This window comes from Vasconcelosia minhoensis LEGE 07310, assembly GCF_015207255.1.
Taxonomy (GTDB): domain Bacteria; phylum Cyanobacteriota; class Cyanobacteriia; order Phormidesmidales; family Phormidesmidaceae; genus Vasconcelosia; species Vasconcelosia minhoensis.
Window position 1 is genome coordinate 12,067 of record NZ_JADEXG010000046.1, and the last position, 21,207, is coordinate 33,273.

The following is a 21,207-nucleotide window of genomic DNA, read 5'->3' on the forward strand; positions in this document are numbered from 1 at the left end:
ATTTCTTGATTTGAGAGCCCGTGTTCCAGCACGGGCTTTTTTTTCGCCCCAGGCGACTGGGACGACGCTAGAAATCGGCCAGATCTCTAGACGGACTGAACCGAGCCATTCCGCTGGGGAGCGGCGCTGGGTTTGGCGCCAAAATTCTCCGTCAGCAGATCCTTCAGCACCCCGGGCAGGTCCTCGCAGGCGATCCCCTTCATGACTCGACTGCCCAGCTCGGCGTCTTTGCCGACTTTGCCACCCATATAGACATCGACCGCCTCGACCACGTCGCCACTTTTGCGGGTTTTGGTGCCCAGCAGGCCAATATCGGCCACCTGGGGCTGGCCGCAGGAGTTGGGGCAGCCCGTCCAGTGAATTCTCACCGGCTCGGGCAGGTCGAGTTCGGCATCAAGCTGCTGCGCGATCGCGAGTGCCCGCTGCTTGGTCTCGATGATGGCAAAGTTGCAGAACCGGGAGCCGGTGCAGGATACCAGTTTCCGCACCAGGGGCGTTGGCTCGATTGAGAACTTCTGGACCAGCGGCTCTTCCAGAAACGCCGCCAGCCGGGAGTCGGGGATGTTGGGGATAATGGCGTTTTGCTCGACCGTCAGCCGAATTTCGCCATTGCCGTAAACCTCCGCCAGGCGAGCCAGGTCAAACATATCTTCGGCCTGGAGGCGGCCCACCGGCACCAGTAGGCCCACATAGTTGAGTCCCGGCTGCTTTTGAGGATAAACGCCGATGTGGTCGCGCTTCGCTTCTTGGGTAATCTCATCCTCCGGCGCGGCAGGGGCCAAGGATTTACCAAACTCGGCCTCGACCGCCTCGCGGAACTTATCCATGCCCCATTCTTCAATCAGCCACATCATCCGCGACTTCTGTCGATTGGCCCGCAGCCCGTGGTCTCGGTAAACAGTGAGAATAGCCCGACTGAGCTCCACCACGTCTTCATTCGGGGGCACCCAGGCATCGAGCGGTACCGCTGCGGCACAGCGCTTGGATGAAAAGAATCCGCCGACCAGCACGTTGAAGCCAATCTCGCCGTCTCGATAGGCCGGAATAAAGGCGATGTCGTTGATCTCGGCGTGGATTGAATTGTCCCGACTGCCTTCGAGGGCAATGTTGAACTTGCGCGGCAGGTTAGTAAACTCATAGTTGCCCTTGCCATTGCCGGTGATCATGTCCTGCACCATGATCCCCAGACCCTGGGTGTCGATCAGCTCTTCGGCATCGATCCCGGCGACGGGCGAGCCGGTAATGTTACGCACGTTATCCATGCCGGACTGCACCGAAGTCATCCCCGCCTGCTCTAGCCGTTCAAATATATCGGGTACGTCCTCTAGTCGCACGCCGCGCAGCTGGATATTCTGGCGGGTGGTGATGTCGCCACTGCCGTCATCGCCGTAGCGCTGCACAATTCCGGCTAGAACTCGCATCTTATGGCTGGAAAGCACGCCGTTGGGCATCCGCATTCGCAGCATAAACTTGCCTGGCGTAACCGGGCGAAAAAAGACACCTAGCCATTTCAGCCGCTGGGTTAGGTCAGTCTCGTCAACCGCCTCCCAGCCCATCTCGGCAAACTTTTCAAGCTCGTCTCTAACGGCTAAACCGTCTTTTTCGTCCTTAAACCTTTCATACTTATTCTTTTTAGTTTTCGTATCGGTTGATGAACTAGCCACAGCCTTACCTATCAAAATTTGACATTAACTAAAACTATAAAGCGATGCTTATTTTTTGCAATGCTCAATCTCTCTAAAAACAAGTTTTTATATTATTTGACAAAAACTAAATGACTCAACTAAACAACTGACAAAAGAAATTAAGACGTTAACTATTTTTGGTTTACTGACGCTCAGCTTATTCAGCTTTAAAAAGAGGTAGGTGCAAACTTAAAAACATCCCTTTGCACCTACCAAACACACCTATAAGGAACCGCTTCAGGAGTTTCTCAAACTCGCTTGCTGTCGAGTTGTGCCTAGATTAGGCAAGAATGCCAAGATGATTTGTATGCGTTGATACGTTTTTTTGCCTTCGATACGTTTTTTGCATAAATCCTATGCGTATATTGGTGACAAGGTTGGATTGGACGTTCGCAACCTTTGCACATTCGATATTCGCCTGGTCGATGGCGAGCTAATTTTTCAAGCCCGTAGAGCCACTCTATATGCTCTTACTGCATGGAACAGACTGATTATTTGCATCGATCGATCGGCGGTTGGTGATAAACGATAAAGTTAATGAATAAACTATTGTCCAGAAGTTATTGACCTGCTGTCTCCGGAGCTAGATTTTTCTATGCGGCCCTCTACCCATTGTTCTGCCCAAGATTCTGCGCCAGCTGCGATCGCGTCGTTCCAGGCCATCACTACAGCCGAGTTTGACGCTTTGTTTGAACAACTGGTCGCCGGAGATTTTCAAGCCCGTTGGGATCTGGCTAAGCAGTTCCCCGACCTGGGAAAAGTCGCGATCGCGCCCCTGATCTGGCAGCTGCACTATGGCGACTTAGACACCGAGGCTCGCTGGTTTATCATTCGCATCTTGGGCAAGTTCAACCAGCCGGCCGTCGTTGCCGCGATTGCTAAGCTCATGGTGCAGACAGACGAAACCGAGCTAAGCGAGATTGCGGCCAGTACCCTGGCGGAAATGGGACCAACCGCCGTTGCCGCCCTCACCGATCTGCTCGACCAGCCTGAGCAGCGCCCCTTAGCCGCTAGAGCCCTAGCCAAAATTCGCAGCGTGAGTACGATAGAGCCGCTGCTGAAGATCGCCGTTGACCCCGAGCCTGCCCTGCGTAGTCTGGCGATTGAAGCGCTAGGCAGCTTTCACGACCCGCGGGTGACGCCAATTTTGCTAGGCGCGCTGGCCGACCCCGATAGTCAACCGCAGCGGGAAGCGGTGGCCGCCCTGGGTCGCCGACCCGATCTGCTGCCGCGCTATGACCTGCTAGCGGCGCTTACCCCCTGTTTAGCCAATCCCAACCTTCCGGTCAGTACTGCAGCCGCTGTCTCGATTGGGCGGCTGGGCAGTCGAGACAGCAGTCAAACCGGCAGTAAAGCCGCGGTTCAGGTGTTGGGTGAGAGCCTCCTACACCCAGCTCGGTCGGAGTCGCTTCAGGTCGCGGCGGTTCGGGCGCTGGGTTGGATAGAGCACAGCCTGGCGCTGGACTACCTGAGTCGGGTTTTGACCAAGGATCTGGATCTGGCGGAGAGCGCGATCGCGGTTCGCTGTGAGGCCGTCGGAGCGCTCAGCCAGTTTACCCAGCCCGAGCTGCAGGCGGCGGCGGCGGCAGACCTGCTGAACTACCTTGAGCAGCCCGCCTTTCGGGAGCAGCCGCTAGTGCTGAAGCAGGCGGTTGTTCTAGGATTGGCCCGTCTGAATGCGACCCAGGCTGCCGACAGTTTAATCAGGCATCTAGACGAGACCGAGCCCAGACTGCGGCTGCATATCATCGCCGCCTTGCGTCAGCTCGTTCCGCAAACGGCGCCCCAGCGCCTGCGGCAGCAGCTTCAGCAGCCTGACCTGTCAGCAAAACTAAAAGCTGGGCTAGAGGACGGCCTCAAGTTTTGGTAGGCGTAGATCTCCCAAAGCGATTGGCCAAGGCAATCGCCCGAAGCCGTTGCCGGTATCAAACCTTACCAAAAGGGGCCTTGCAATTAGCGTAAACTCAATCAGTTTAATAAATTTTGTCCGGTTGAGCCCTCGGCATTCACAACCCTACGAACAACACTATGCGATTAGAGCAGCTGCAGGCATTTCTAGCGGTATCGGAAACGGGTAGCTTCCAGGCGGCGGCACGGCGCTGTGGGGTGACTCAGTCCACGGTCAGCCGGCAGATTCAGGGCTTAGAAGAAGAGCTGGGGACGGTCGTTTTTCATCGGACGGCCCAGGCTAAACTGACGGTGGGCGGTGAGCGGCTGCTGCCCCGGGCGCGGCGAATTTGCATGGAGTGGCAGCAGGCTAACCAAGAAATTTCTGATTTGGTGGCGGGTAAACAGCCCGAGCTTTGTATCGCTGGCATTCACTCGGTATGCTCACACTTTCTACCGCCCATTATCACTCAGTTCTGTGAGAGCTACCCCAACGTGCAGCTGCGGGTGACGGCTCTAGGCAGCGATCGCTCCCTCAAGGTGCTGCGCGATGGCCTAGTCGATGTGGCGATTGTGATGCACAATCCGCTGCTCACCAGCAATCAGGAAATGGTCGTAATCCCGCTCTATGAAGAGCCGGTGGAGGTGCTGATGGCGGCTAACCATCCGCTCACCCAGTACCAGGCTGTGCCCTGGGCCGCGATCGCGCAGTATCCCCAGGTCGTCTTCAAGGATGGCTATGGGATGCAGCGACTGGTGCAAAAGCAGTTTCAGGACAGCGGTGCCGAGCTCAAGGCCGCGCTGGAACTGAATACCCTAGACGCCTTTCGCGGGATTGTCCGCCAGGGCGACATGGTGGCCCTGCTGCCGCAGTCGGCGCTGACGGAGAGCTACCTCGACTCGGGGCTAGCCGTGCGCCGAACGGCCGACCCCTTGCTGCTGCGCAAGGTCGTGCTGGTCACGACCCACGACCGGCTGAGCATTCCCCCCATCCGCAAATTCTGCGATCTGGTGCAGGAGCTGGTAGAAGAAGGCTTTCAGCAGTTTAACAGCACGCCTGTGCTGCTGGCGGCGAGCTGAGGCGGGCGGATGAGCAGGGTTTTCCGAGATCTGTTAAAAAAGGTCGGCAGCGGCAGCCATACCTCGACCGATCTCAGCCGTGAGGAAGCCGCGATCGCGACTCGCATGATGCTCAAGGAAGAAGCCACCCCGGTTCAGATTGGTGCCTTCATGATTGCCCATCGGATCAAGCGTCCTACCCCCGTGGAGCTGGCCGGCATGCTGGACTGCTACGACAGCCTGGGACCGCAGCTGGCCCTGATTACGGCTGACTATCCGGTGACAATTTTCAATTCGCCCTACGACGGGCGGACGCGCACCGCTCCGGTCAGCCCGATCACGGCGCTAACGCTTGCAGCGGCAGGCGCGCCCGCCATTTTGCACGGCGGCGATCGGATGCCGACCAAGCTGGGACTGCCGCTGATTGAGGTCTGGCAAGGGCTGGGCCTAGCCTGGGAGCGGCTGACCTTAACGCAGGTACAGCAGGTGCTGGAGACCACCGGGCTGGGGTTTGTCTACCTGCCCCATCACTTTCCTACGGCCCAGGCCATGGTGCCCTACCGTGACCAGATTGGCAAGCGCCCCCCCTTTGCTACCGTTGAGCTGATGTGGTCGCCCTACCCCAGCAGTGCCCATAACAGCCATTTGGTCAGCGGCTTTGTCCATCCGCCGACGGAAGACCGGACGCAGATCACCTTTCAGCTGCGTCAGACGCCCTTCTTCACCACGGTCAAGGGCTTAGAGGGCAGCTGCGATCTGGCCCGCAGCCGCACAGCCATCATCGGACTCGGTCAGCTCCGAAACGGCGAACTCAATTTTGAGCGTCTGCTCTTGCATCCCCGAGACTACGGCTTTGAAGGAGCCGATCCCGATTTACTGTCGCTGCCGGAGCTGACAGATACCTTTCAGGTCATCCTTCAGGGCAAGCCGGGGCCGCTAATGACTTCCGTGGTCTGGAATGCGGGCTTCTACCTCTGGCGCTGCGGCGCGACGCCGACGATCGAAGCTGGTTTCAAACAGGCCGAGAACCTGCTCCAGGCGGGTGCGGTGCGGGCCAAGCTGGCCGAGGTCAGGGGCGCGATCGCAGACTGCGCCCCTCAAACCGATTTGCTTACCGCTCACTGAGCTAATTCTTGCCCCAGCTCTTCGGCCAGCATGTCGGCATAGATCTTCGGCAAATAGGCCGACATGCTGTTAGATTCGATTCCATAGCCCAGACTGGTCCAGGTGCCAGACAGTATTGCTAACACCGTCTCTAGCTGTCCCTGTCGCAGCTGCTGCGACAGGTCTGTGCCCCAGGCTGACTTATCTATCAGCCAGTAGTAGACGACCTCATCCTGATACTCCGGCGAAAAGTCGTAGTCGCCCCAAATCGCGTACCATCCAGGCGGGTGGGGATGATATTTTGCTGCCTTGTCATGCCAGGTGGTCGATAAAAACTGATATCGCCCCGCCGCCGTTGTACAGTCCCCCAGGTTGGGGCCGGTGACGATTTCAACGCAGTCGTCGGGATGGTGGCTGAGGTCCTGGACTCGCGCCCCGCCGTAGAGCAGATAGTAGGGATTAGCCGTATTCGACTCTGCCGCAGAGATGGTCCGCATCAGAGCGCGAATGTAGGGATCGCCTCCGGTCATGACGAGCGGCACTGGCGAGTCTACCCAGTCCGGATTTTCCGGCCCTCGTCCCCTGGGGTCAGACGACCAGCGGTACAAAATTATCACAACCATCAGGAACATCAGCGCCGTCAGCAGCAGCGGACCGTGATCCTCGCGACCGCCAGCGCGAACACCCTTCGATCGATCCGCAGCTGACTTTGGGGATGATTCCACAGAAAACGCCGTCCGCTTGAAGCTGTTCAGATTTTAACCAGACTGTTCCCGATCTGCCCAGGGGGTCGGGCTACCCCTATGAAAAAGCGGTGGGAGTTTCGTAAACTCAGCCAACCCGGGCAGAATGCGCTGTAGATTAGAAATAGCGACGGGCCGTCCATGTCCGTTTCTGTGTAAGAGGTTGCACCATGTCGTCAGGTGAAGAAAATCGGTCTAGCATCCCTAGTGCCGCGCCCGAATCGGCGTCCAAAACGGCCATTCTGAAAACTCTGGCAATTGATATTGGCGGTAGCGGGGTCAAGGCGATTGTCCTCGACCCGGCGGGTCAGCCGCTGACTGAGCGAGGGCGGGCGAAAACCCCCAGTCCTGCTACCCCAAAGGCAATGCTAGCCGCGATCGCAGGCCTGACGTCCCAGCAGGGCAGCTTCGACCGAGTCTCCGTCGGGTTTCCTGGCGTGGTCCGGCGCGGCGTCATTTTTACCGCCGTCAACCTCGATTCAAGCTGGGTTGAATTTGACCTTGGCGCGGCCTTGGCCCGTCAGCTTGGCTGTCCTGTGCGGGTTGCCAATGATGCCGACATGCAGGGCATGGGCGCGGTAACCGGACAGGGGGTGGAGCTGGTAGTGACCCTGGGAACGGGATTTGGTTCGGCCCTATTTACCGAGGGGCGGCTGGTGCCGAATTTGGAGATGGCTCACCATCGCTTTCGCAAGGGAGAGACCTACGAGGCCCAGCTGGGCCGGGCGGCGCTTGAAAAAATAGGCGCTAAACGCTGGTCGCAGCGTTTGCTGAAAGCGATCGCTGCGCTCGAAAAGCTGTTCAACTACGACCATCTCTACATTGGCGGCGGCGAAGCCAGTAAGATTCAGGTCGATTTGCCCGAGCAGGTGACTGTGGTACCCAACATTTTAGGACTGCTTGGGGGAATTGCCCTCTGGCGGGACTAGCCTGACAGGGTATGTCATAGAGCCCCGTCGTCAGTGACGACGGGGCTCTATGGTGAGCTTAGATGAGACGGAAAGCGGCGCGAGAGCTAAGGAGCCGAGCTGTCATCATCGATCAGCGCATCGTCGCTAATCATGGACGGCAGGCCCGAGTCAGCCCCGCTCTCGTCCTCCGCACTACCGACCATGCCGTTACCCGAGAGCATTTCCAGACCGCCTTCGCGATCGTAGGCGCGGGCCGTGCGATCGTCTAGCACCATGTCCTGGAGAGATAGGTCGTTGTCTAAGAAAGTGCCGTCAAAGGAGGTATCGACCTCTGGCGACGACGGTTCTTCATAGGCATTAAAGCCCGTCCCGGCCGGGATCAGGCGGCCAATGATGACGTTTTCCTTCAGCCCGCGCAGCCAGTCGGACTTACCCTCGATTGCCGCTTCGGTCAGGACGCGAGTCGTTTCCTGAAAGCTGGCCGCCGAGATAAAGCTGTCGGTATTCAGCGATGCCTTGGTAATCCCCAGCAGGACCGGCGTATAGTCCGCCGGGGCACCGCCGGTAATTGACATGGCCTCATTCACCTGCTCAATCTGACGAATTTCGACTAGCTCACCAGGCAACATAGTGGTATCGCCGCCGTCTTCGACCCGCGCCTTGGAGGTCATCTGACGCACAATCACCTCGATATGCTTGTCAGAGATATCAATCCCCTGGGACTGATACACCGACTGCACCTCGTTCACCAGGAAGTTTTGCACCTGCTGCAGGCTGACCATCGCCGCTCCGTGAGCGCCCTGGCTTTCGCGGTGGTACTTAAAGAAGGACTCCAGAATCTGGTGCGGGTTAGCCGGGCCGTCGGTCAGCGCTTCAGAAACGGCCACCTGCTGACCGTCAGACACAATTACGTTTTGCCCTGGTCCGATCGGATAGTCCGTTGTCACGCCGTCAGCCTCGACCACCTTGACCTCAACGGTTTCGTCGTCGCCGTAAACCACCTGGGCAACGCCGGGGCGCTCTGCGAGCACGCAGGCTTCCTTAGGCTTGCGGGCCTCCAGCAGCTCTTCGATTCGCGGCAGGCCCTGGATGATGTCCCCGGTCTTGGCTCGCTCAAATACCAGCAGCACCAGGTTGTCCCCCCGCTGCACCAGATCCCCATCTTCAATATGCAGGACCGCCCCGGTTGAGATCCGGTAGGGACGGGCTACTCGCAGCACGATTTGACCCTCGCGGGCTGCCACCACCCGGCCTGACTCAGGCGAGCTGATACCGGCCGCCACCTCAGTTTCATCGACGATAAAGTCGCCCACGGCAACCTGGGTCGGCTGCCCTTGGGTATCAATGATCAGCCGGTCGGCATCGCGCACCACCAAAATTCGCCGAATCGCCTCGGTTCCTTCGCGGATACCGCGAACTTCGCCCGCCTCTTTGCTCTGAATTTCGGTGCGAGCAACGACTGCACCGGGCTCAATTGTCTGGCCATCCTCGACCAGCAGCCGGGTCTGGGTGCGGCCCTGGGTCTGGTCGGCAGACACGTCACGGCGGACCGTCAGCGTCTCTAAAATCACCAGCTGTAGCCGCATCAGCTCATCGTCGGTTTCGTCAGGCATGAGCTCGATATCCGCTGCCAGCTGGGTCGCCTCATCGTCGATTTCCAGGACCAGCTGGGTGCGTAAAATCTCCAGCCCCTCGACCGATTTGACCCGCTCACCGTCTTTGTAGACAATGCGCTGTAGCGCCCTCAGCCGAATCGAGTTGTCACCGCTATCGCTGACCGAGTCCTGACTGGGCACCGCTGGCTCATCGGGGACAACAAACTCCTGCACGGGCCGCAGCAGCAGCGCTGCCCCCTCAGGCGTTTCGACATATTCGACATAGCGTAGGTCAGCCGCTACGACGCCCGGCATCACCTCTTCACCCGCACTAACCAGCGATTCGTGCTTGCTTTCGCCCTCTTCCGGTACGTCCACCATGTGAATGTCGCCCGGCTTAATCACAATTTCCCGCAGGATGTCGTTTTTCTGGGTCACCTCAACCACGCCGTTCGTCTGGCAGAAGATGTCTTTGACGACTTCGGTGCCCGCTTCGACATACTGACCGTCTTCAACCAGCAGCAGCGAAATGTCTTTGTTGATTTCGTGGGCCTCTTCAGGAATCCAAAGCAGCGTGCCGCCTTTAGTTACCTCATAGCCCTGCTTAGCCTTGCCGCGCTTGGCGACCTCAACCCCAGAGAACTTAATAATGCCGCCGGTCTGGGTGCGATAGCGATCGTCTACCAGCTCAGCGACTACCTGGCCATTAGCGACTTTGGTCCCCGGCGTCGCAATCAGCGAAAAGCGCTGGCCGCCGGAGGTTTCCACGAAGTAATGCTCCCGACCCTGGCCGCTCTCCATCCTGACCTGGGCCTGGTCGAGCAGCACCGACGCGGTGATGATTTCGACCTCGCGGCCGCCCTTGCTGTCCGTGCTCCCTTCGGGTAGCCGGACTACGCCGCCCCGTTCGGTGACCAGCTTGGTTTCGGCTAAGATGCCGTCAGCGGCGATCGCGTCGCCGTTCTTGACCACCGGTTCAGCGCCAGGCGGTAGGTTATAGACCTCGCCCGAGAGCACCCACAGCAGCCCGCCCCGCTGGGCCAGGCGAGTCGTATTGCCCTGCCGGTCTTTCTTCTCTTCCTGTACCAGGCCGGCAAAGACCACTTCTCCAGAGAGGTCGGAGGTGACGTCCTTGCTGGCCTTTTCAGTGATCTTACGCATCCGACTCATGCTCGGCAGCTCGGCGATTAGGTCGCCTTTCTGGACAGTGTCGCCATCCAGGGAGAATAGGATTGCGCCCTGGGGAATCGACACAGAGTGGTCTTTGCCGTTGGCCGCGATCGCGATCTTGCCGTTAGCTTCAATCACCAGTGCATCTTCCCCGTGGCGGGTGCGGAAGGCACGGCTGCGCAGCTGCGGCGGCAGCTTGATCTGGCCGTCCCGAGGGGCTCGAATCTGGCGGGCCACTTCGCCCGTAAAGGTGCCGCCCGTGTGAAAGGTCCGCATGGTCAGCTGAGTGCCGGGCTCGCCAATCGACTGAGCCGCAATAATCCCCACGGCCTCACCCAGATCGACCAGGTGGGAGTGGGCCAGACTCCAGCCATAGCAGTGCTGACAGACTGAACGAGCTGCCTCGCAGGTGAGCGCAGAGCGCACCATCACCTCTTTAATGCCGCTCTCATAGACGGCCGTCGCCATATCGTCAGACAGGGGCTGGTTGCGCGGCACCACCACTTCTCCAGTCTGGGGATGAACGGCATCTTCAGCCAGCACCCGGCCCAGCAGCCGATCCGAGAGGGGAATCAGCACCCGCTCACCGTCGGTCATGCTGGTTAGCGGGATGCTGCGATCGGTGCCGCAGTCAAACTCCCGGATAATCACATCCTGAGAGACATCGACCAGCCGCCGGGTTAGGTAGCCTGAGTCCGCCGTTCGCAGGGCGGTATCAACTAGCCCTTTACGAGCGCCGTAGGACGAAATCACATATTCCGTTACCGTCAGCCCTTCGCGGAAGTTGGTTTTAATTGGCTGGTCAATAATCGCGCCTTGGGGGTCAGCCATCAGGCCGCGCATACCCACCAGCTGGCGCACCTGGGAAATATTGCCGCGAGCCCCCGAAAAGGCCATCATATAGACCGAATTGAGCGGGTTATTTTCCTTGAAGTTGCGAATGACTTCGTCCTTCAGCTCCTCGCTGGTGCCATTCCAGGTATCAATTACCTTTTGGAAGCGCTCAACTTCGGTGATCTCACCTCGGGTATAGCGCTCCTGGGTAGCCCGAATCTCATCCTCAGCCGACTCCAGCAGCTGTCGCTTGGTCGGCGGCACCCGTAGGTCTTCGATGCTGATGGAAACCCCAGCCCGAGTCGCATACTCAAAGCCTAAGCCTTTGAGCTCATCAGCCATCTGGGCTGTCCGGGCCGTTCCATAATGTTCAAACGACCAGGAAACCAGCTTCTTAAGCTGCTTTTTGTCGATCACCCGGTTGATAAAAACAACGGGATTGGTTTGTTCGGCTTGCTCTGCCATGCTGTCTCTTCGCCCTCAATTTCTGTTCGGTGTCGGTCGGTGTCGGTCAATAGCGGCTGAACGATGGTTTCAGCTTGCCTGCTCGGCTCAGAACTGCGGCTCGCCTAGTCCGCCAGTGCCGTATGAACGGTGTTGTTATAGATAATTCGGCCCGGTGTCGTCTCAATATACTGAGAAATGAGCTGACCCTCGCTGTCTTCTCGTACCCGCCGGAACTTGTAGAGCTTAGTGACTACGCCGTCTTCGCCCTGCTGCACCTCAACCGGCTCGTGGTCGGGTTCATCCGTCTCCACTTCTCCGTCGAATCTCAGCCAGACTTTGGCATGCAGCGCGACCATACCCTGCTCATAGGCCATGATGGCATCGTTCATGCTCGCGAAGTAGCGACCTGAGCCGTCCTGCTGCGTGGGGTTCTCCGCGGTTAGATAGTAGCAACCTAAAACCATATCCTGGCTTGGCGTGATAATCGGCCGCCCGGTCGCCGGGGATAGAATATTGTTCGACGCTAGCATCAGCAGCCGGGCTTCCGACTGAGCTTCCAGCGATAGCGGCACATGCACCGCCATCTGATCCCCATCGAAGTCGGCGTTAAAGGCTGGACAGACCAGCGGATGTAGCTGAATCGCGCGGCCCTCAACCAAGATTGGCTCAAACGCCTGAATCCCTAAACGGTGCAAGGTGGGCGCCCGATTGAGCATCACCGGATGGCTCTCAATCACCTCTTCGAGCACCTCCCAAACGCTGGGATCGTTCCGCTGGATTAGCTTCTTAGCCGCTTTAATATTATTCACTAAGCCCTGCCGAATTAGCCGATGAATCACAAACGGCTGGAACAGCTCGATGCCCATCTCCCGCGGTAGCCCGCACTGATGAATTTTGAGCTTTGGCCCAACCACAATCACCGAGCGACCAGAGTAGTCAACCCGCTTACCCAGCAGGTTTTGCCGAAAGCGTCCCTGTTTGCCTTCGATGATGTCCGACAGCGACTTCAGCGGGCGGTTATTGGCCCCGACTACCGTCCGACCCCGCCGACCGTTGTCAATTAGCGCATCGACGGCCTCTTGCAGCATCCGTTTCTCGTTGCGGACGATGATTTCCGGTGCCAGAATTTCTTGCAAACGCGCCAGTCGGTTATTCCGGTTGATGACCCGCCGGTAGAGATCGTTCAGGTCAGAGGTGGCAAACCGGCCGCCGTCGAGCTGAACCATCGGTCGCAGGTCGGGCGGAATCACCGGGATCACGTCCAACACCATCCAGTCGGGCTTGGAGCCGGTGGCAATAAAGTTGTCGATTACCCGCAGCCGCTTAATCAGCTTGGCTCGCTTTTGCCCCTTGGCGTTAGCAATGTCTTCCCGCAGCTGCTCCGCCGTCGACTCTAGCTCCAGGTCTTCCAGCAGTCGCTGCAGCGCTTCTGCCCCAATCCCGACCTCAATCCCCGAGAGCTGAGACTCCTCATCGTAGAGCTGGTCTTCAATCTCGATCCACTGATCTTCGGTCAGCAGCTGCTTGTAGGAGAGGTTGTCGGCATTGCCCGGGTCGAGTACAACATAGGCATTGAAATAGACAATCTGCTCGACGTCGCGCAGGGGCATATCCAGCAAAATCGCGATATAGCTGGGAATCCCCTTGAGATACCAGACATGGGCCACAGGTGCCGCTAGCTTGATAAAGCCCATGCGGTGACGGCGCACCCGCGACTCGGTCACCTCGACGCCGCAGCGCTCGCAGACAATTCCGCGGTGGCGCACCCGCTTGTATTTACCGCAGTGGCATTCCCAGTCTTTGGCCGGACCAAAAATGCGCTCGCAAAACAAGCCGTCCATCTCTGGCTTAAGGGTTCTGTAATTAATCGTCTCCGGCTTGGTCACTTCACCCACCACCGTGCCGTTGGGCAGGGTGCGTTCGCCCCACTGACGAATCCGCTCAGGGGAGGCTAAACCAATTTTGACGTAGTCAAACCGCTGTTCTAACTTTGGCATCACGCGCTTCCTTATCAATAGCTGGATATAAAGAGGGGGCTCCCGGTTCACCCAGGAGCAAAAGCAGAACGGCTATTCTTCAACCGTCTCAAACTCATCCCTCGAAATCGACTCATAGGTCGGTCGAGACGGCGTCCGGCGGTTGCCCACATCCGCCATCAGATTGACCTCTGTATCGCGGCTGGTGCCGTCTTCCTGGGTATCGAGCTTATGTACCGCAATATCGAGACAGAGCGACTGGAGCTCGCGCATCAGCACCTTGAACGACTCTGGCGTCCCCGGGCGGGGAATCGCCTTACCCTTAACGATCGCGTTTAGAGCCTCATTGCGGCCTTGCATATCATCGGACTTGACCGTCAGCAGCTCTTGCAGCGTATAGGCCGCGCCAAACGCCTCCAGCGCCCAAACTTCCATTTCTCCAAAGCGCTGGCCGCCCTGCTGTGCCTTACCCCCCAACGGCTGCTGGGTCACCAGGGAATAGGGACCCGTCGAGCGGGCATGGATTTTGTCATCAACCAGGTGCACCAGCTTCAGCATGTAGGCCTGACCCACCGTTACCGGCCGGTCAAAGGGCTCACCGGTCCGACCGTCATAAAGCTGGATCTTGCCCGGATCGTCGGGGTTGAAGACCCAGTCCTGACCAGACATTTCCCGGGCTTCCTGGAGCTTACCGTGGGTGGTGTTTTTAGAGGCTTCTTGGCCGTACATCTCATCGAAGGGCGTCACCTTAAACCGGGCATTCAGGTTCTGCCCAGCCCAGCCCAGCAGACATTCAAACACCTGGCCCACGTTCATCCGGGAAGGCACCCCCAGCGGATTGAGCACGATGTCAATGGGCGTACCGTCGGGCAGATAGGGCATGTCATGCACCGGCAGAATCCGGGAAATGATGCCCTTATTACCGTGGCGACCCGCCATCTTATCGCCGACCTGGATCTTGCGCTTTTGAGCCACATAGACCCGCACCACCATATTGGCCCCAGGCGGCAGCTCGTCCCCCTGCTCGCGGGTAAACTGTCGGACATCGACGACCCGGCCCTTTTCTCCGTTAGGCACCCGCAGCGAGTTGTCGCGGACATCCCGCGCCTTCTCGCCAAAAATGGCCCGCAGCAGCTTTTCCTCGGGCGGCTGGTCTGACTCTCCCTTGGGAGTCACCTTACCGACTAAGATATCGCCCGCTTCTACCCAGGCGCCGATGCGAATAATGCCGTCTTGGTCAAGCTGACGCAGCGCATCTTCCCCGACGTTGGGAATCTCTCGGGTAATTTCCTCAGGGCCAAGCTTAGTCTGACGGGCCTCAATCTCATACTTCTCAATGTGAATTGAGGTGTAGACATCGTCAAAGACCAGCCGCTCACTAATCAAGATGGCGTCTTCGTAGTTGTAGCCTTCCCAGGGCATATAGGTGATCAGCACGTTCTGCCCCAGGGCGATTTCGCCCCCCTCGGTGGCAGAGCCGTCGGCTAGCACCTGACCGGCAACCACCTGGTCACCCTGGTAGATCAGGGGGCGCTGGTTGAGGCAGGTATCCTGGTTAGAGCGCTGATACTTTTGCAGCTCGTACCAGTGGTCTGTGCCTTCGGGCGATCGCACCCGGATTTGGTTGGCGTCAACGTAGGTCACCTCGCCATCGGTGCGGCTAATGATCACCATGCCCGAGTCCCGAGCCGCCTGGGCTTCTAGCCCGGTTCCCACCAGAGGACGCTCTGGGCGCAGTAGCGGTACCGCCTGCCGCTGCATGTTAGAACCCATCAGAGCGCGGTTGGCGTCGTCGTGCTCCAGGAAGGGAATTAGCGACGTCGCTACCGAGATAATCTGTACCGGCGAAACCGCAACATGGTCCACCTCGCTGGGCGTGGCGCTAATAAAGTCTTGACGATAGCGCACCGTCACTGTCTCACCCAGAATATTGTGCTCCAGGTCGATTGGGATATCACCCGCCGCCACTCGCAGGTCGTCTTCCTCATCTGCCGTCATATAGACCGGCTGCTCTTCTTTAACAATCCGGCCATTGTCTACTCGATAGAACGGTGTCTCAATAAAGCCGAAAGAGTTCACCCGCGCATGGGTAGCCAAAGAGCCAATCAGACCGGCATTCGGGCCTTCTGGCGTCTCGATCGGACAGATCCGGCCGTAGTGGGAGGGATGAATGTCGCGCACCGCAAACCCAGCCCGCTCCCGAGTTAGACCACCGGGACCGAGGGCGCTCAGCCGACGCTTGTGGGTCAGCTCCGCCAGCGGATTCGTCTGATCCATAAACTGGGAGAGCTGGCTGGAGCCAAAGAACTCCTTAATGGCTGCCACCAGCGGCTTGGGGTTAACCAGCGAAGCCGGGGTAAGGGAATCGGCGTCAGATACCGTCATCCGCTCGCGAATGATTCGCTCTAACCGGTTGAGCCCCACCCGCACCTGATTTTGCAGCAGTTCGCCTACAGAGCGCACGCGCCGGTTGCCCAGATGGTCAATGTCGTCGGGGTTCCCAATATCAAATTCCAGGTTGATCAGGTAGTCCACCGCCGAGAGAATATCCTGCGGCGTCAGTACCCGGGTGCTGTCGGGAATATTCAGCCGCAGCTTGCGATTGAGCTTGTAGCGCCCGACCCGACCCAGGTCGTAGCGCTTGGGATCGAAAAAGCGGGAGTCGAGCAGCTGCTGGCCGCCGTTAACCGTTGGCGGCTCACCCGGTCGCAGCTTACGGTATAGCTCCAACAGCGCTTCTTCTTCACTAAACTGGCCCTCTTTTTCAATCGTTTTCTGAAAATATTCGGGATGGCGCAGCGAGTCAAAAATCTCGTTGTCCGTCAGCCCCAGGGCCTTGAGCAGAACCTGAGCCGACAGCTTGCGCGTTTTGTCAATCCGCACCCAGACCAGATCGTTTTTATCGGTCTCAAATTTTAGCCAAGCGCCCCGGTTAGGAATCAGGCTGGCGTTGTAGGTACGGCGACCGTTTTTATCGGTTTCAGCTTTGTAATATACGCCAGGACTGCGGACGATCTGGTTGACAATAACGCGCTCGGCCCCGTTGATGATGAAGGTGCCGCGGTCGGTCATCAACGGCAGGTCGCCAATGAATACCTCCTGCTCATTGATTTCCCCGGTCTCTTTACTGATCAGTCGAGTCGGTACATACATCTGTACCGAGTAGGTACTGTCTCGACGCTTGGCCTCATCGACGCTGTATTTTGGGCTCTTGAGCCGATAGTCGCGGCCCAGGAAGTGAAGCTCTAGCTTGCCGGTATAGTCGGTGATGGGCGAAAAGCTCTCCAGCTCTTCGACCAGCCCTTCCGCTAGAAACCAGCGAAAGCTAGCCCGCTGAATTTCAACCAGATCGGGCATCAGGTAGGAAGCGGGAGGGGTTGTCGGGGTGGTTAGGTCAGTCATGCATCTCCTCGAGCAGGTTACGCCCCGGGCAAAGCGAACGGTGGGTCAGCATTTGCCTGGATTTAGTTACTTGGCCTTAAACAGGGCCGTTGAAAGGCCCTTGATGAAAGAAAAGGCCGGTGAAAAATCAGATTTTTAGATTTGGACTCAGCAGGGTGGGGGTCAGAGAACGGAGTTTGGCCAGGGCTGTCAAAGCACCGCCTAGAGAGCGACTAGAGGGTTAAGCTGGGCTTTCAAACGAGGCTGCGGGCAGCTTGAATAAGCGACGCGCGTTGTCGGTTGTTTGCGCCGCCAGGGTCTCAAGCGAGACGTTTCTCAGCTCGGCCACGTGCTCGGCCACATGCCGAACAAAGGCAGGCTGATTGCGCTTTTCTTTGCGCTTAGGCACCGGCGAGAGAAACGGGCAGTCGGTCTCGACGAGAAGACGATCGCGCGGGACCCGCTGCGCCGATGCCTTGACCTGGGCAGCATTCTTAAACGTGACAATGCCGCTGAAGCTGATAAAAAAGCCCAGATCGAGAAACCGCTGGGTTTCCGCCGGGTCTCCCGTCCAGCAGTGCATCACTCCGGCCACGGGCCCCTGAACTTGCCAGAACGCCTCTAATAGCTCAGCCATCTCGGCCGCCGCCTCCCGACAGTGAATAATCACCGGCAGGCCTAAGCGTTGGGCCACGGCTAGCTGAGCTTGAAAGGCAGCTTTTTGCAGCTCGGCGTCATCCGATTTAAAGAAGTCCAGACCAATCTCGCCAATCGCAACCACTCGCCCGTCGGACTGAGCGAGTCGGTGAATCCGGTCGGGCAGCTGGTCTGACCACTGGTCCATATCCAGAGGGTGCAGCCCCACCGCAAAGGAAATTTCGGGGTAGCGGTTTGCGATCGCCTGAATCTGGTCAAAGTCAGCCGGAGTCACGCAGGAGTGAACTAAATGCACAATCCCAGCCTGTCTCCAGGCCTGGGCAACCGCATCTAAATCGGCGTCAAACGATTCAAAATTTAAATGGACGTGGGTATCAACAAGCTGCATCAGACCTAGCCTAACGCTTCAGTAAAGAATCATGTACCCCTAACTGCGAGTAAGCAGCAGGGGATGTATGGCCCTTACGAAGCAGCAGACTGGGACCGAGCCTTAAGCGCCTTAGCCAATCGAGATTTGCGTCTGGCCGCAGCGTTGGGATGGATGACCCCCCGCTTGACGGCCTTGTCGATCTTGCTGTATGCCTCTGAGAGGTTCTGATTTACCGTCTTCTGAACCTCTTCGGAAGGATTGGCTGCATAGTCTTCAAGTACGCTGTGGTACCGCTTGGTTAGCGTTTTAACCGCCGACCGATAAGATTTATTGCGCAAACGATTCCGCTCTGCAATTTGAATGCGCTTAAGTGCGGATTTGGAATTTGCCACGGTTCGCCCTAGTAGTTAAGATTGCCGGATATATAATAATAGCACTAAAATTTCATTTATACTCAGCAGATCTTTAATGAAGATATCCAACCCCTCCGAATTTCCACGCTAAGCTTATAGGGAACCGGATAGGTGTATTCGGGCATCAGGCCGTCTCTGTCTCTATTTCTAACGCTGCAATGCTGCGAATTATTCATCAGCTAAGCGACGCTCAAACAGAGCTACAACGCGTTTGCGCGCGCACCCACGATGAGCAGGTCTTCCATAAAGAGGCAACGGTGCGCGAGGTGCTGCAGACGGTGCAGCGGCAGGGAGATGAGGCGCTGTTACGCTACACGGCCGAGTTTGACCACCAGACCCTGACGGCAGAAGAGCTGCGGGTCAGCGGGGCCGACTTAGATGCGGCCTATCAGCAAATCTCGCAGCCGCTGCTGGAGGCGATTCGCTTGGCCTGTCGAAACATTGAGACGTTTCACCGGCAGCGGCTGCCGCAGAACTGGGTGCAGTTTGAGCCCGACGGCGTTGTTTTGGGCAAGCGCTACAGCCCGGTCGATCGGGCCGGAATCTATGTCCCTGGTGGGCAGGCGTCCTACCCCAGTACAGTGATGATGAACGCCATTCCCGCTCGCGTCGCGGGCGTACCGCGGATCGTGATGGTGACGCCGCCCGGCGGTAGCAGCGGCATTAGTCCAGCGGTGCTGGTTGCGGCGCAAGAGGCAGGCATTCACGAGATCTATCGAGTGGGTGGGGCGCAGGCGATCGCGGCCCTGGCCTACGGGACGAAAACGGTTCCCCACGTCGATGTGATCACCGGTCCCGGCAACATCTACGTCACCTTGGCGAAGAAGCTGGTCTACGGCACAGTCGGTATAGACTCCTTAGCGGGTCCTTCGGAGGTGCTGATTATCGCCGACGCCACCGCTAACCCAGCGCATGTGGCTGCCGATCTGCTGGCCCAGGCGGAGCATGATGCCATGGCCGCTGCGGTGCTGATTACTCCCGACAAGGCCCTGGCTGAAGCGGTCGTGGCAGAGGTTTCTCGCCAGCTGCTCGACCATCCTCGCCAAACCCTAACCGAAAAGGCGATCGCCCACTACGGTCTGGCCATTGTGGTCGATTCGCTAGCGACCGCCGTCCAGCTGTCGAACCAGTTTGCGCCGGAGCACCTGGAACTCGAAGTCGAAGAGCCTTGGGAGCTGCTTGAGCAAGTTCGCCATGCCGGGGCGATTTTCCTCGGCCATTCCACCCCAGAGGCGGTCGGCGACTATCTGGCAGGCCCCAATCACACCCTGCCGACGTCGGGCGCGGCTCGCTACGCTTCGCCGCTGAGTACTGAAACCTTTATGAAGCACTCCAGCCTAATTCAATATTCGCCCGAGGCCCTACAACAGGTTGCCGGGGCAATTGATGCCCTGACCGCAGCCGAGGGCCTGCCCTCCCACGGGGATTCGGTGCGGCTGCGCTGCGATCGCGCTTCCGATCGCACCCACTAGGACTGCGCTAGGCCTGCCCCCGCTGGACTGCCGACGAGAAACTGTCGCAGCCGCAGCAGCCCCAGGGTCTGACTGAGGTTGAGCGGTAGCAGTGAAACCCCTTCGAGCCGTGATTGCACCCAGCCATCGCCCCAATGCCAGGCATGGAACCCATCAATCCCCCCGCTGAGTAGCAGGCAGATACTCTGCGGGGTCAACGCTTCGACTCGATGCTGGATGACGATGAGCCCTAGCCGACTTTCAAAGCGTTTGCCAACGGTGAGCGGCCCAGTGGCGCTAAGCTGCTGCGGCCAGAGCCACCGCTGTAGCTGCTCGGCCTGGGTGAGGCTGTTGCTAATCTGCCCGGCGGTCGCGTCAACTTCAATCCGCAGGGTGCTGTGCTGATAGGTGCCAAACATAGATGCCAAAGAGAGGCCAGCGAGAAGCTAGCGAAAACAAAGATGCTGCTACCAGTATGACAAATTGCTCTAAAAGGATGTACGCGCTTTGTCGGGATGTCTGCCGTCAGCTGAGATCAACCCTTCTACAATAAGTAACGAGCAGATAGAACGTAGAGATAGTCAAGAACGTCCCCATGGCAGATCAGTTAATTAGGGCAATCGCAGCAAACGGTGGCATTCGGGTGGTTGGAGTCACGACAACTCGACTGGTAGAGGTTGCAAAGCAGCGGCATCAGCTCTCCTATGTTGCGACGGCGGCCCTGGGTCGCACCCTGACCGCTGGGCTGCTGCTGGCGTCGAGTATGAAACGTCCTGAATCGAGGGTCAATATTCGAGTCAAGGGGGACGGTCCGCTGCGGGGTATTCTGGTCGATGCCGGACTAGACGGCACCGCTCGCGGCTACGTCGATAACCCCCAGGTTGAGCTACCGCCCAACGCTGAAAGTAAGCTGGACGTGGGCGCTGCGGTCGGTCAGAAGGGCTATCTCTACGTGGTGCGCGATGTTGGCTATGGCTACCCCTACTCCAGCACGGTAGAGCTGGTTTCCGGTGAAATTGGCGACGACCTGACTCACTATTTAATGAATTCTGAACAGACGCCATCGGCGCTGGTGCTAGGCGTTTTTGTCGGCGCGGATGGGGTCGAGGCTGCCGGGGGCTTGCTGCTCCAGGTATTGCCCAAGGCTGCGCAGGACGAGGCGCTGGTCTCGACGCTGGAGGCGCGCCTATCAACGCTGACCGGCTTCACTCCCCTACTGCGGGCGGGGAAGACGCTGCCCCAAATTTTTGAGGAACTCGTGGGTGATATGGGGCTCGAAATTCTACCGGGCACTCAGCTCGTCCGGTTTAACTGCCCCTGTACCTATGAGCGCATGCTGGGAGCGCTGAAGCTGCTGGGTCAGGACGAGCTCCAGGATATGATCGAGACCGACGACGGGGCCGAAGCGATCTGTCACTTCTGCAATGAAGTTTATATCGCCAATAGCCAGCAGCTGGCCGACCTGATTACAGAGCTGAAGCAGGAACAGGCTCAGTCCTGATCTCCTCACCTAGGGTCCTAGCG

14 protein-coding genes are annotated in these 21,207 nt (G+C 58.2%); 6 read left to right on the forward strand and 8 right to left on the reverse strand.

Going from position 1 to position 21,207, the window contains the following annotated elements:
- Positions 1 to 86: 86 nt before the first annotated feature.
- Positions 87 to 1,664 (reverse strand): ferredoxin--nitrite reductase, encoded by a 1,578-nt coding sequence (locus IQ241_RS17385; protein ID WP_193909592.1) that lies wholly within the window; start codon positions 1,662 to 1,664, stop codon positions 87 to 89.
- A gap of 616 nt (positions 1,665 to 2,280) precedes the next feature.
- Between IQ241_RS17385 and IQ241_RS17390 the strand changes: the two genes are divergently transcribed.
- The 3 genes from IQ241_RS17390 (at position 2,281) to IQ241_RS17400 (ending at position 5,756) form a co-directional block, all read left to right on the forward strand.
- Positions 2,281 to 3,555 carry a HEAT repeat domain-containing protein gene (locus IQ241_RS17390; protein ID WP_193909594.1) on the forward strand — a complete coding sequence of 425 codons (1,275 nt, stop codon included), beginning with the start codon at positions 2,281 to 2,283 and terminating at the stop codon, positions 3,553 to 3,555.
- 158 nt (positions 3,556 to 3,713) lie between these two features.
- Positions 3,714 to 4,652: a LysR family transcriptional regulator gene (locus IQ241_RS17395; protein WP_193909596.1), complete on the forward strand. Its 939-nt coding sequence runs from the start codon at positions 3,714 to 3,716 to the stop codon at positions 4,650 to 4,652.
- Between the two features lie 9 nt (positions 4,653 to 4,661).
- Complete coding sequence (locus tag IQ241_RS17400) at positions 4,662 to 5,756, forward strand: anthranilate phosphoribosyltransferase family protein (RefSeq protein ID WP_193909597.1); 1,095 nt, start codon at positions 4,662 to 4,664, stop codon at positions 5,754 to 5,756.
- On the opposite strand, the gene IQ241_RS17405 is transcribed toward IQ241_RS17400, so the two are convergent.
- A complete protein-coding gene (locus IQ241_RS17405; protein WP_193909633.1) occupies positions 5,750 to 6,367 on the reverse strand; it encodes a glycoside hydrolase family protein in 618 nt (205 codons plus the stop codon). The genes IQ241_RS17400 and IQ241_RS17405 overlap by 7 nt on opposite strands.
- A 281-nt stretch (positions 6,368 to 6,648) precedes the next feature.
- On the opposite strand from IQ241_RS17405, the gene IQ241_RS17410 reads away from it, so the two are divergent.
- Entirely contained in the window at positions 6,649 to 7,407 is a 759-nt protein-coding gene (locus tag IQ241_RS17410) for an ROK family protein (protein WP_193909599.1), read from the forward strand.
- Positions 7,408 to 7,493: 86 nt separating this feature from the next.
- Here IQ241_RS17410 and IQ241_RS17415 read toward each other — a convergent pair whose 3' ends face one another.
- The 5 genes from IQ241_RS17415 to rpsT form a co-directional block, all read right to left on the reverse strand.
- The gene (locus IQ241_RS17415; RefSeq protein ID WP_193909601.1) at positions 7,494 to 11,453 is read right to left on the reverse strand and encodes a DNA-directed RNA polymerase subunit beta'; all 3,960 of its coding nucleotides are present in this window, start codon (positions 11,451 to 11,453) and stop codon (positions 7,494 to 7,496) included.
- Between the two features lie 104 nt (positions 11,454 to 11,557).
- Complete coding sequence (locus tag IQ241_RS17420; protein WP_193909603.1) at positions 11,558 to 13,432, reverse strand: DNA-directed RNA polymerase subunit gamma; 1,875 nt, start codon at positions 13,430 to 13,432, stop codon at positions 11,558 to 11,560.
- Positions 13,433 to 13,504: 72 nt separating this feature from the next.
- A complete protein-coding gene (gene rpoB / locus IQ241_RS17425; protein ID WP_193909605.1) occupies positions 13,505 to 16,813 on the reverse strand; it encodes a DNA-directed RNA polymerase subunit beta in 3,309 nt (1,102 codons plus the stop codon).
- Positions 16,814 to 17,033: 220 nt separating this feature from the next.
- Positions 17,034 to 17,837: a TatD family hydrolase gene (locus tag IQ241_RS17430; protein ID WP_193909607.1), complete on the reverse strand. Its 804-nt coding sequence runs from the start codon at positions 17,835 to 17,837 to the stop codon at positions 17,034 to 17,036.
- 74 nt (positions 17,838 to 17,911) lie between these two features.
- On the reverse strand, positions 17,912 to 18,211 hold the full coding sequence (rpsT, locus tag IQ241_RS17435) for a 30S ribosomal protein S20 (protein ID WP_193909610.1): 300 nt from the start codon (positions 18,209 to 18,211) through the stop codon (positions 17,912 to 17,914).
- A 179-nt stretch (positions 18,212 to 18,390) separates the two neighbouring features.
- On the opposite strand from rpsT, the gene hisD reads away from it, so the two are divergent.
- Positions 18,391 to 19,704, forward strand: coding sequence for a histidinol dehydrogenase (gene hisD, locus IQ241_RS17440; RefSeq protein ID WP_193909613.1), 1,314 nt, complete (start codon positions 18,391 to 18,393; stop codon positions 19,702 to 19,704).
- On the opposite strand, the gene IQ241_RS17445 is transcribed toward hisD, so the two are convergent.
- Positions 19,701 to 20,102: a hypothetical protein gene (locus tag IQ241_RS17445; RefSeq protein ID WP_193909635.1), complete on the reverse strand. Its 402-nt coding sequence runs from the start codon at positions 20,100 to 20,102 to the stop codon at positions 19,701 to 19,703. The two genes, hisD and IQ241_RS17445, sit on opposite strands and share 4 nt — an antisense overlap.
- Before the next feature lie 176 nt (positions 20,103 to 20,278).
- On the opposite strand from IQ241_RS17445, the gene hslO reads away from it, so the two are divergent.
- A complete protein-coding gene (gene hslO / locus IQ241_RS17450; protein WP_193909616.1) occupies positions 20,279 to 21,184 on the forward strand; it encodes an Hsp33 family molecular chaperone HslO in 906 nt (301 codons plus the stop codon).
- The last annotated feature ends 23 nt before the right edge of the window (positions 21,185 to 21,207 follow it).